General features: G+C 63.3%; 13 protein-coding genes. 4 read left to right on the top strand and 9 right to left on the bottom strand.

Annotated features, from left to right (window positions below; genetic code table 11):
* The coding region (locus tag VIO10_RS12740; protein WP_331964703.1) for a glyoxalase superfamily protein at window positions 1–226 on the bottom strand (226 nt) is incomplete at its 3' end.
* 123 nt (window positions 227–349) lie between these two features.
* Between VIO10_RS12740 and VIO10_RS12745 the strand changes: the two genes are divergently transcribed.
* Entirely contained in the window at window positions 350–1114 is a 765-nt protein-coding gene (locus tag VIO10_RS12745) for a hypothetical protein (protein ID WP_331964705.1), read from the top strand.
* A gap of 41 nt (window positions 1115–1155) precedes the next feature.
* Here the strand turns inward: VIO10_RS12745 and VIO10_RS12750 are convergent, their stop codons facing one another.
* Genes VIO10_RS12750 through VIO10_RS12760 form a run of 3 tightly spaced genes read right to left on the bottom strand, consistent with a single transcriptional unit; the run spans window position 1156 to window position 3514 of the window.
* On the bottom strand, window positions 1156–2337 hold the full coding sequence (locus tag VIO10_RS12750) for a GNAT family N-acetyltransferase (RefSeq protein ID WP_331964707.1): 1182 nt from the start codon (window positions 2335–2337) through the stop codon (window positions 1156–1158).
* 46 nt (window positions 2338–2383) lie between these two features.
* Complete coding sequence (locus VIO10_RS12755; RefSeq protein WP_331964709.1) at window positions 2384–2866, bottom strand: Rrf2 family transcriptional regulator; 483 nt, start codon at window positions 2864–2866, stop codon at window positions 2384–2386.
* 36 nt (window positions 2867–2902) lie between these two features.
* A complete protein-coding gene (locus tag VIO10_RS12760; protein ID WP_331964711.1) occupies window positions 2903–3514 on the bottom strand; it encodes a riboflavin synthase in 612 nt (203 codons plus the stop codon).
* Window positions 3515–3672: 158 nt separating this feature from the next.
* Here VIO10_RS12760 and VIO10_RS12765 point away from each other — a divergent pair, with 158 nt between their 5' ends.
* Together VIO10_RS12765 and VIO10_RS12770 are read left to right on the top strand one after the other, a co-directional pair.
* Complete coding sequence (locus VIO10_RS12765) at window positions 3673–4371, top strand: HAD family hydrolase (RefSeq protein ID WP_331964713.1); 699 nt, start codon at window positions 3673–3675, stop codon at window positions 4369–4371.
* Window positions 4372–4400: 29 nt separating this feature from the next.
* Complete coding sequence (locus VIO10_RS12770; RefSeq protein WP_331964715.1) at window positions 4401–5684, top strand: alkyl sulfatase dimerization domain-containing protein; 1284 nt, start codon at window positions 4401–4403, stop codon at window positions 5682–5684.
* Window positions 5685–5733: 49 nt separating this feature from the next.
* Here the strand turns inward: VIO10_RS12770 and VIO10_RS12775 are convergent, their stop codons facing one another.
* The 5 genes from VIO10_RS12775 to VIO10_RS12795 are packed head-to-tail and all read right to left on the bottom strand — an operon-like array spanning window position 5734 to window position 10510.
* On the bottom strand, window positions 5734–6945 hold the full coding sequence (locus VIO10_RS12775; RefSeq protein ID WP_331964717.1) for an anhydro-N-acetylmuramic acid kinase: 1212 nt from the start codon (window positions 6943–6945) through the stop codon (window positions 5734–5736).
* On the bottom strand, window positions 6926–8176 hold the full coding sequence (locus VIO10_RS12780) for an ABC transporter substrate-binding protein (protein WP_331964719.1): 1251 nt from the start codon (window positions 8174–8176) through the stop codon (window positions 6926–6928). The genes VIO10_RS12775 and VIO10_RS12780 overlap by 20 nt, the downstream gene beginning before the upstream one ends.
* A gap of 10 nt (window positions 8177–8186) precedes the next feature.
* On the bottom strand, window positions 8187–9041 hold the full coding sequence (locus VIO10_RS12785; RefSeq protein ID WP_331964721.1) for a MaoC/PaaZ C-terminal domain-containing protein: 855 nt from the start codon (window positions 9039–9041) through the stop codon (window positions 8187–8189).
* A gap of 57 nt (window positions 9042–9098) precedes the next feature.
* Window positions 9099–10256 carry an N-acetylglucosamine-6-phosphate deacetylase gene (gene nagA / locus VIO10_RS12790; RefSeq protein WP_331964723.1) on the bottom strand — a complete coding sequence of 386 codons (1158 nt, stop codon included), beginning with the start codon at window positions 10254–10256 and terminating at the stop codon, window positions 9099–9101.
* Window positions 10253–10510, bottom strand: a complete 258-nt coding sequence (locus VIO10_RS12795) for a hypothetical protein (RefSeq protein WP_331964725.1) — start codon at window positions 10508–10510, stop codon at window positions 10253–10255. Before VIO10_RS12795 ends, nagA begins: the two co-directional genes overlap by 4 nt.
* Before the next feature lie 121 nt (window positions 10511–10631).
* Between VIO10_RS12795 and VIO10_RS12800 the strand changes: the two genes are divergently transcribed.
* Window positions 10632–11537, top strand: a complete 906-nt coding sequence (locus VIO10_RS12800; RefSeq protein ID WP_331964728.1) for a hypothetical protein — start codon at window positions 10632–10634, stop codon at window positions 11535–11537.
* Window positions 11538–11621: the final 84 nt, after the last annotated feature.

The raw sequence follows: 11621 nt of genomic DNA on the forward strand, positions 1-11621 counted from the left end.
GGTTGACGGAGCCGAAGACGCCGTCTCCGGAATGACGCGAAAGCTGTAGCTCAGCCCCATCACGAACGAGGTCAATGACTCCGTTGGCCATCATCCGGTCTTCCTGTCCAGGCCACTTGCGCTCGAAGTCGAGAACTTCGGTGTAGAAATGTAATGATCGTTGCAAATCGCTCGACCTGATCACCGGCACAATCTTCATGACATTGTCCGCGGACAGCAAGTCCATAGAATACTCGCGGGCGACGCCGGCGAGCGGCCAGCACCAGGCATCGCGGCCACGAACCGATTTTTGCCCGACTCAACTCTCGCGCCGATTTGCCGATAGAAGGTTAGAGGCACGGCCTCGACTATGCCTACGGTCGAGCAATACGCTGCGTCCATTGTCGAGAAATATCACGTCGATGCCGATACCGGGTCGCCGGCGCACCGGGCGGCCGACGAGATTATTCCCCTGCTCAAGCAGTGGGGGAAGGAATATCTGCTGGGGATCACGCTGTCGGGGGCTTACGCGAAAAATACCGCCATCACGCTGTCTTCGCACGTGGATGTGCTGATCGCGCTGAGCCCGGTGCCGAACATGGACATGAAGAAAGTTTTCTGGAGCCTGTTCGAGTTTCTGAGCGACCGCAACCTGCGGCCGCGGACGCGCGAGGTTTCGATGCAGGTGCAGTGCAAGGGGCTGGGGGTGGACTTGATTCCGGCGTGCCGCGACCGGGGCTCGTCGGGCAACTTGCTGTACAACAAAAAGCTGGACGACGCGGTCTCGACCGACGTGGCGCAGCACATCCACCTGATCGCGAATTCCGGGCGGCAGCAGGAGGTTGGCGGCGGTAACTTTGCGGACTGCGGCGAGGCGATCGATTGCGACCGCGGTCCAATGGAACAGCGGAGGCTTGTACATTGGGGCGACGCCGTTCTCGACCGGGAACAGGAGATGGCCGTGCTCAACCATCTGCTGGACGAACACGCCTTCGACCGCCTCGTTGCCGGTGCATACGTCGCCGGCGCCGAGCCGATGAAGCGTCAGGACGGCGGTGAGGAGAGCGATCGCAGCGATCGCGGCGGCAGATTTCAGGTTCATGCGAAGGCCATGGGACTCGACGCAGAGATATAATAGCTAGTCAATGTATAATAGCTAATCACGCCATCGAATACTCAGTCGAGATCCGCGCGGAATATACTAAGGCTCTTGATCCGCGAGGAATCGTAGCCGCGCCACTTGGCGGCGGAGACGTCGCCAGCATTCACGCGCTTGAATCCGAGGCGGGAGAAGAAGCCGGCGACACGATCCTCATTGGTGCATGCGAAAACGTATTTGAGGCGGCGTGCCCGGGCTTCCTTGAGGATCTCGCGGACCAGCACGGCGGCGACGCCCTCGCCCTGGAAGCGGGTCAAGGTGTACATCGCGGTGATTTCGCCCGCGCGGTCGCGGCGGTACGGCTCGGTCAGCAGCGAGCAGATTCCAGCGAGGTGTTCGTCGCCGATTCGGTAGCCGAAGCATGAGGGCAGGATTTGCGCGATCTGGCCGGGGGTGCGGGGCAGCAAGGAGCCTTCGGTCTGGCCACGGACGATGAGTGCTTCAACTTCCTCGAAGTCGTCGATTGAAACGGGGCGAACGAAGCCGTACTGCATCTCGGTGAACAGCGTTCCGGCGCCGATGAAACTGAAGAGTTCCTCGTAAACGTCGCCCGGCGCGACCAGGTTGACGGAACCGACGCCGTCTTCGAGGGCGTCGTGGGCGGCGCGGACGATGGCTCTGCGAGCGCGTGAGCGGAGGTTGCGCATAGTGAGGCGGATGCGATGTTCCTCGACGAACGAGAGCCGTTGGCCGTCCTTGTCGATCAAGCCGCCGCGCCGATCGAGCATCAGGAGCTTGAAGACGCGAAGCCGGCTGGCAAGCTCACGCGCGAAGACGGTGAGATCGTCGGCGTCGTCACGGCTCATCGAGGCGACGACGATCGATCCGGCGCGCAATCGCGCCCAGATTTCGGCGACGGCGGAATCCGGTGGATACGGGCGCGAGCGAAGTCCGTCGGATGGATTGAAGACCGGGGGCGGTTCCTTGGGGGCGAGGCGGCCGAGCCGGCGCATCAGCTTGGGAAGTGCGCTGGGCGAAACGATGACGACGCATCGGGTTTGATTGCGCCGCAATTCGCGCAGCGTCAGCACGAGGGAATCGAAGTCGGAAATCCGCTGTCCGGCGGGAGGGATCAGCGCGAAGAGCAGGCTCTTGCCGTAGAATTCCTCGAGATAGAAGGTCTTCTCGGTGAAGACCGGGGCGCCGCGGCGCGGTTTGCCGACGAAGTCGCCGAGGCCGATAGCTCCGAAATCGTTCACGGGCAGAGGGTTCGCGGGGCCAGCGTCGGGGGGTTCTTCAATTCGACTACGCGGGCTGAGACTTGGCCGGCGATATCGCTCTGGACGCGACGTCGATGGGGGAACGCACGCCCGGCGACGGATGCGTCGCGGCTATTTCGGCGAGCGAGGTATTGGAGAAAACTTCGAGCAGCACGCGCTGGCCCTTTTCCCAAACGCGATACATGCGGCAGGACGGCTGCAGAGCGCATGAGCTGCTGCCGTCGGTGCACAGGTTGAGCTTGATGGGACCCTCGACGGCTTCGATAATATCGCGAAACGTGACGGTGTCGGCATCGCGGGCAAGCTGGTAGCCGCCGCCGGGACCGCGGCGCGCGCGGACCAGCCCGCGGCGCATCAGATCGCGAATCACTTTTTCCAGATAGTATTTCGGGATGTGCTCGTGACCGGCGATTTCGGTGCCGCGCGCGACGCCCGACGGATGATCGGCGAGGTAGATCATGGCTCGCAGCGCGTACTCGATCTTGCGCGGTATCTGCATCAGGCTCATGCGTTTTTCACTTCTTCACTTTTCACTTTTCACCCTTCACGACGCGAGCGCCGGCGTGGCGCGTATCGCGAGAATCTTCTCGACATACTTGACCAGCATGTCGTTCTCGAGGTTGACGGTGTCACCGGGCTGCTTGAAATCGAGCGTCGTCGATCGCAGCGTGTGGGGAATTATTTCGACGGAAAAGTTGCAGTGCTCGACCGAAAAGATGGTCAGGCTGATCCCGTCGATGGCGACCGAGCCCTTCTCGACCAGGTAGCGCGCTTGCGCGGGCGCGACCTCGAAGGCGAAGAGCTTTGAGTCGCCCTCGGGCTTGATCGACACGACCCGGCCGATGCCGTCAACGTGGCCGGAGACCAGGTGGCCGCCGAGCAGCTTGCCGAGCGTGAGGCATCGCTCGAGATTCACCCGGCGGGCGGGTTTCAGATCGCCAAGCCCGGTGCATCGCAGGGTCTCGGCCGAGATGTCCATCGCGAAGCGGCCGGGGCCTTTGGAAATCACGGTCAGGCACGCGCCGTTGACGGCGATCGAATCGCCGATGTTGATTTCGGAAATGGGGAGCGAGGTATGGACAGAAATTACTGCGCCCTGGCCGGTCAGCTTGAGGCTTTCGACGGTGCCGAGGTCTTCGATGATACCGGTAAACATCACGTCTCCTGCGGAGCACTGGCGCGGCGGGGAGAAAACTCCAGAAAAATCATATCTTTTTGACCGATAGCGGCGCAACCAGAGCGGCCGGACCAAGGCGATATGTTTGGTTTTGCTGACATGGGTGCAGGGGCTGGCCCCTGCTAAGCTGAAACGCAGTGAAATCGAAGGTAAAGGAAAAACTCAAGGCGCTGCTGTTCGACTTTGGCGGCACGCTCGCATTCCTGGATTTCGAATTGCTGGCGCGCGAATTCTCGCGCGAAGGGCGCAAGCTCGATGCACTGGCGCTCGAGCATGCCGAATACGCGGGGCGTGCGGCGATCGATCGACATCTGATGAGCGCGCCGGGCAAGCAAGCCGACGGCGGGGCGTATGCGCATTTTTTTCGCGGCTGGATGAAGGCGGCGGGAATTCCGGAAGAGGAATTTAGCGAATGCGCGGCGAAGTTTGGCGCGATACATCGCGAGGCCACTCTCTGGCGCGTGGTGCGGCCCGGGACGTTCGAAGCGCTGGAGGCGTTCAAATCGGCGGGATACAGGCTCGGGATTGTGTCGAATGCGGAGGGACAGGTCGAAGCGGACGCGAAACGATTCGGGCTGGCGCCGTACTTCGACGTGATAATCGACTCACAAGTTGTCGGGGTGGCAAAGCCCGACCCGCGGATTTTTCAAATCGCGCTCGCGCGCCTGGGCGTCGCTGCCGACGAAGCGAGATTTGCGGGCGACATCTATTCGATCGACGTGGAGGGCGCGCGCGCGGCGGGAATCGAGGCGCGGCTGGTCGATCAGCATCGGCGCTACACGTGGGTCGATCACGAGAAGATTCGGCATATCGGGGAGTTGCATCGGATCGATTGAAGGTTTCCTTGTAAGAGGAAGATTCAGCTATGGGCGTGATAAGAGATCAATCGGGAAAGATTTTTACCGGCGCGATTACGACCCGCCAGTTCCATCCGATCCTGCCCACCGGCGAGTACGAGGAAATCGCGAACGGCGTGATGTTCTACCGATGGTTCGCGAACGTGACGGCGGTCAAGACGGGCGAGGGGCTGGTGCTGGTGGATACGGGAGGCTACTTCAACCAGGACGCGACGGTGAAGCTGATTCGGCAGTTCTCGCCGGAGCGGGTGAACACGGCGATCTACACGCACGGGCACGTCGATCACGCGTGCGGGATGCCGGCGATAGTCGCGGATGCGCAGAAGAACAAGGTGGCACGGCCGCGCGTGGTGGGACATCGCGCAGTCGCGGCGCGGTTCGATCGCTACAAGCGCACCGCCGGCTATAACACTGTAGTCAATACACGGCAGTTCAACCGGCCCGCGCCTTGGCCGACTGAGTATGTATATCCGGATACTTACTTCGATAATCAGTTGAATGTAGTTGCGGGCGACGACAAGTTTGAATGCCATCATGCGCGCGGCGAAACCGACGATCATTGCTGGGTGTTCATCCCGCAGTGCAAGCTGCTATGCACCGGAGATTTGATCATCTGGGCGGCGCCCAACGCGGGCAATCCGCAGAAGGCGCAGCGCTACGCGCGCGAATGGGCCGAGGCACTGCGCGTGATGGCGAGGCTGGGGGCGGAAGTGCTCGTGCCGGGCCACGGCTACCCGGTGTTCGGCGCGATTCGGGTGCGGCAGGTGCTGAACGACACCGCGAACTATCTGCAGAGCCTGTACGATCAGGCTATTGCAATGATGAATGCGGGCGCCACGCTGGACGAGATGATTCACACCGTGAAGCCGCCGGCAAATCTTGCGGAGAAGCCGTGGCTGCAGGCCGTGTACGACGAGCCCGAGTTTATCGTGCGCAACATCTGGCGGCTGGAAGGCGGATGGTACGACGGCACGCCGTCGAATCTTAAACCGGCGAGCGACGGCGAGCGGGCGCGGGAGATCGCGGCGCTGTCGGGCGGTGTGGCGCCGCTGATCGCGCGAGCGAATGAAAGACTGGCGGCCGGCGAAATCGTGCTGGCATGTCATCTGGCGGATTGGGCGGTGGCGGCGGCGCCGGAGGACAAATCGGCGCATGAAGCACGGATGCGAGTCTATGCGGCGCGAGCGGATCGCGAGCAATCGACGATGGCGCACGGTGTCTTCCGGTCGGCGGTGGTCGAGTCAGCGACGAAGGCGGGAGTCGCGCCACCCGAGGACAAGCGCAGCGCGTGAAATCGCGCCGAGTCTTCGAGGCGCGGGTCAGACTCGACTTTTCACTCTTTCACTTTTTCACCGGCCGCGGGGGCAGCGTGAGTTTGCCGAGGACGGCGGGCGCGCGTGCACCGGTGACACTGGGGATGTTGCCCTGGCGGCGGCGCAGCATCTGGTAGGCGAGAATGGCAAATGCGACGGCCTCGAGCGCGCTGCCGTCCATACCGGCGTCCGCGGCAGTGAGAACTTCGAGATTGGGAAGCTCGGCCGCGATCATGCGCATCAAGGTCGGGTTGTGCGCGCCGCCGCCAGTAACGATGAACTGCTCTACGGGGCCACGAGGAAAAATGAAGCGGTGGCATGCATCGGCAATCGATCGCGCGGTGAGGGCGGTGACGGTCGCGATCAGATCGTAGTCAACGATCTTCATGCGGCGGGCGGCGGCGACGATCGAATCGAGGAGGGGAGTCCCGAATTCCTCGCGGCCGGTTGATTTTGGCGGTCGGCGGCGGAAATAAGGATTTCGCATCAGCTTCGCGAGCAGCGGCTCGTTGACGTGGCCGCTCGCCGCGATGCGCCCGCCACGATCCATCCGCAGACGGCCGCCCGAGATTCGCGATGCGAGTGCGTCCAGCATCATATTGCCCGGGCCGGTGTCGAACGCGATCAGGCCGGTGTCGCCGAGGCGCGCGCGGGGCGGAATGTAAGTTGCGTTGCCGATGCCGCCGATGTTCTGCACGACGCGGCCGCACGCGGGGTCGGCGAACAGCCAGAGATGGGCGAGCGGGGCCAGCGGAGCGCCCTCGCCGCCAAGCGCGATGTCCATCGTGCGGAAGTCGGAGGCGACGGGAACTCCGGTGGCGGCGGCGATGACGGCGGACTCACCGAGTTGCATGGTGGAGGCGAGCTGTCCGCGGGCCGCGCGGCGTGGCGGCAGATGAAAGAAGGTATGGCCGTGCGATCCGATGAACGCAACGTCGGAAAGCGCGACGCGCGCGCGCCGGGCGATCTCGATGGCGGCACGTCCGAACTCGCGGCCGAGCGCGAAGTTGAGCGTGGAAATCGCAGCCGCGCCGATTTTTTCATCGGCGGAAGCGGCGAGCAATTCCTGGCGAAAGCGCGCACGATACGGGAAAGTGTGAAACGCGATCAAGCGCGCGGGCGGACGGGAACGCTCGTCGAGCTCGACGACGGCGGCGCTCACGCCGTCGTGCGAAGTCCCGGACATCAAGCCGATCGCGAGAACTATCCGGCGCTCGAGTTTAATCGTGATTGCGTTCATCTTTATCCAGGTCCGATTCGGCGTCGCCGAGCGATTCCCGCGAATCGTCACGACGACTTAAGCGAAGCATCTCGACTCCCGCAAGCAGCAGGCGCAAGCCCGAGGGAAAATCGAGCGAGCCGGAGTCGTCGTGCGACTCGGGCGCGATAATCACCTTGCGCCCGCGGTGCCATTGCACAAGCAGCATCTGGTGACCGAGCTGGCGGCCACTGACGCGGTCGATCGAGAAGTCGCCGAACATTGTGGTGGTTTGCAAGTTGGAGAACGCATCGCGAAGGAGCGCGTCGTCGCGGCGGCCGGCGGCAGCGAGCGCGGCGGCGGTCAGGAGACCGGCGGCGTAGATCTGCGCGGCGGGATAATCGGGAGAATCGCCGGCGCCGGCCATTCGGCGCGCAAATTCGGCGGGCGTCGGGCCAAGCGCGGGCGCGATCTCGATGGAATCCTCCCATTGCGAAGGGCCGACGATTCCTTCTGCAAGTTCACCCAAGTCCGAGGCGAAGCGGCGCACACCGGCGGCGACGCATCCAAGCACCGGGATGTTGAGACGGGAAGCTGCGACCGAGCGCATCACGGCGACGTCGTGTTCATAGCTGCCGGCGCTGGCGAGCGCGTTGACGCGGTTGCGTATGAGTGCGGGGAAAAGCCGCGCGGGGGTCGAGGCGGGATCGAACGCGCCGTTCCATTTCACACGCACGCGGACTCCGCGACGACGAGCGGCGCGTTCATCGGCGGCGCGCTCGAAGCCCGATGCAACGGCGCGAGCGAAGGGCGAGGTCGCCGCGACGATCGCGACGCGCTTGCGCCAGAGCTTGAGCTGGGTCAGCAAGCGGACGAAGCCGCGCAAATAGTCACTGGCGGGACTGAGTACTCCGACGATCATCCTGTAGCCGCGGTCGTAGAGTTCGTCGCCGGCGCCGCCGTGATTCACGAAGACGCGGCCGGATTGTTCGACGATGCCCGCGACGGCGCGGGTGAGGCGATTGGAGTACGGGCCGAAGATTATGTCGGCGCGGCGATCCGCGCAGAGAGCGCGATATATTTCGGCGCATCGCACGGGCTCGCTCGCGTCGTCGTGGCATTCGAGCGCAAACTCGCATCGCTCGCCAGCGACCCGGAGCGCGCTACTGGCGTTGGCGTCGGCGATGAACAGACGTATCGCGATTTCGGCCTGCCTGCCCATCGGGGAGTATTCGCCGGTGAGAGAGAGCGAGAGGCCGATGGTGATTTTCACGGGAGGGAAGTCAGGGTGCGACTTCGGCGATGCCGCCCTTGATGACGGCCTGGCCGTCGGGATTGAAAGTCTCGTAGGCGAAAATTTTGCGGCCGTCGCGCTCGCCGTCGGCCCAAATTTTGGTGGTGATAGTCTGGCCGGGCAGCACGGGACGAGAGAAGCGCGCGCGCAAGCGCTTGAGGCGAGCCGGGTCGCCGGCGCAGAGATTGTCGATCGCGACCTTCGACGCAAACGCCATGGTGCAAAGGCCATGCACGATGATGCCCGGCAGGCCCGCCATCTTCGCGATGTTTTCATCGACATGGATCGGGTTGCGATCGCCGGAGGCCTCGGCGTAGCGGTAGGTCTGATCCTTGTCGATGGTTTGCGCGACTGAGAATATCGGCTCACCTCGATCCGGCTCGACGGCGCGCGGTTCCGGGGACGCGGCTTCGCGGTTTCGAGCGCCTCGAATAAAAGCGATGAAGAGTGTTTTATTGACCGGTTGCCCTTTCTGGTTGGCGGCGTTCAACTCGACGGTCATGGTCTCGCCGGTGGCCTTGGTTTCGATCGAAATAATTTTTGCGGCTGTGGTTATTACGTCGCCGGGGCGAATTGGATTTGGAAATTCCATGTCCTGCTCGCCGTGAACGAGGCGGAGCAGGTCGGCCTGCAGGTCGGGATCCATCACGGTTTTCATGACGGCATCCCAAATGACGGTGACGCCGAACATTGGCGGCGCGACGACGGCGCCGGGGCGGCTGGCATCGAAGAACGCGGGGTTGTGGTCGTTGTAGGCGCGCGCATAGTTCTGGATCGCGTCGAGGGTGACGTTGGTCGTCAGCGGCGGATATTCGCGGCCCACGCAAGCTTTGTTCAGCGGCATCGATTGTCTCCGATTGATGGTGCTTTCTAAATTTTTCGGTTTTTCGTTGATCGGCGGCTAGGCTAGCTCGCGGCCGGCGATGAACACGGCCTTCAACTCTAGCGCCCGGCTGAGCACGATTAAATCGGCGCGCGCACCGACCTGAATGCGGCCGCGATCGCCCGCGCCGACGAGACCCGCGGGATTGGTCGCAGCCATCACGGCCGCATCGCCGATGCCGACGCCGGCTTTCTCGACCATCACGCGAACCCCGTCGAGCATCGAGATGATGCTGCCGGCCAGCCGGCCGTCATCGAGGCGTGCGGCGCCGTCGCGAATCGTTATCGATCCGCGCGCAGGCCCGGGATTTTTTTCGGCGGCAGAGGCTTTCGCCAGCGCGACTTTGTCGGTGACAAGGATCATCCCGGCTATCCCGCGGGCGCGGCAAGCCAGACGCAGGATCGCGGGATGCACGTGGACACCGTCGGGGATGATCGCGGCGAACGCGGGTGACGGCGCGAGCGCGGCGGCGACAACGCCGGGATCGCGATGGTTCAACGGCCGCATCGCGTTGAACAGATGCGTGAACATCCGGGCGCCGGCGGCAATGGCGGCGTTGGCCTGCTCGAGAGTCGCGTTGGTATGGCCGATGGAGACGACCACGGCGCGGGCGGTAAGGCGCCGAATCGCGTCGAGCGCGCCGGGCAACTCGGGCGCGAGCGTGAGCAAGCGCAGCGCGCGCATCGCGAGCACTCGATCGAAAGCGTCGGCGCGCGGTTCGAGGTTGAGCGCGGGATGCGCGCCGAGCCGGAGCGGCGAAATGAACGGCCCTTCGAGATGCATCCCGAGAATCGCGGCCGCATCGGCGGACTTGTCGAGGCGCGAATTTTCAATCGCACCGGCGATCGACTCGTGAACCTGTGCGATCTTTTCAATCGGCGCGGTGACCGCGGTCGGCATCCAGGCCGTGGCGCCTTCGCGCGCGAGGTGGCGGCTTAGAGCGGCGAGTGCGTCGGCCGACGCGTTCATCACGTCGATACCGTGCGAGCCGTTGAGTTGAAGATCGACGAAGCCGGGCAGGATGTAATCTTCGTCGCCGCCGCCGGATGCGGGATCGATCGCAGTGATCCGATCGGTGAACGTGATGCGCCCGCGGACGAGCGAGCCGTCGGGCCTGGCGATGCAGCCGGACAGCTTGCCGTCAGGCAGATTCACCGATGTGGGCGTGGTGGTCAATTCGCGCCGAATCGCTCTGCGAGCAGACGCGAGAAGCGCGGCATATAGATGAGGTCGAAGGTTTCTTCCTTGCCCGGAAACATCGCAACCGCGGCGCCCTTGAGCGCAAGCACGTGTTCCCATCCCTGTTCGAGCGTCAGGTCGTTGTCCTGAGCGATGGTCGCGAAGGTCAGCTCGACCAGGAAGCGCAGGCGGCGGATCATTTTATTCTCATGCTCGATTTTCGCTGCGCGGTCGTAGTCGTGCTCGGCCATGAGTGGGTTCTCCGTATGAGACTGTCGGAATCATCACTATATCATCGAAGCCGGAAGCGATCATGGGGCGACGCGGGCGGACTTGTCTCCATTGTCCGAGGATGCCAAATTCTAACGCGCCGTGAATTCAGTCCGCCTCAAAAGCAGCTTCATATATCTCGCCAACGCGGTGAAAGATCTGCGTGGGAATTGGGCGGTGCTGGCGGTAGTGCTGGCGCCGCTAGCGCTGGCGGCGGCGTTGTGTCTGCTGCCGGACGCGTTGAATCTGCAATTTCACCTCGCTCAGAAGTTTGAGCCGGGCGCGCAAAATATCAACTACGTTCAGGCGCAGGGCGTCGATGCGCCGGACAAGCCGCCGCCGCTGCAAGAGCCGCAGCCGTTCTCGCCGTGGGTCACCAAGGCGCTACATCTGATCCTTGGGCTGCTCACGCTGCTGGTGACGCTGGTCACGTTGTGTTCGCTCAAGAGGATCCAGGCGGGACTGCGCAAGCCCGCGATTATCGGCGAAGCGATCGAGGTTTACCGGCAATCGATTCCGCTTGCCCCGGGGTTCATCTGGGTGACGATTCTGCAACTGGCGGCGCCGGCGGCGGGATTATTCCTGTTCCAGCAGTCGTCAGCTTACGTGTACGGTTCGATCGGCGTGTGGGCGTATATCGTGCTGGTGTTGATGATCATGCTCGGCGCGCTGGTGTACGCGTGGTTGTACTTCGCGCAGTTCGCGCTGATCTTCGACGGAAAGCATAGCTGGCATGCGCTGCTGTCCAGCCGAGACCTCATACGCAAGCGCTTCTTCAAAGTCGCGACGCGGATCGTGGTGTTTCTCGCGATCTGGTCGGGATACAACTCGTGGGCCGCGGGAGCGTTCGTGGTGGTCAGCCTGCTGTTCGGGCCGGTCGGGGTGGTGACGGGCTTTCTCGGGACGACGATTTTTCTTGTCGATCTTGCCGAGATCAGCGTCAACTTTGCGACCACCGCGTTTTTGGTCGCGGCGGGCCTGCGCCTGTATCAGGATTTGCAGGGCTGAGCCCTGCACCCAGTACTAAGGCCGCGCTCCGTTGTCGCGCGCGGGCCCTGCCGCGGGCGCGCCGTGTTTTCCTTTCTTAATGCT

Source organism: Candidatus Binatus sp. (assembly GCF_036567905.1).
Classification (GTDB): Bacteria; Desulfobacterota; Binatia; order Binatales; family Binataceae; genus Binatus.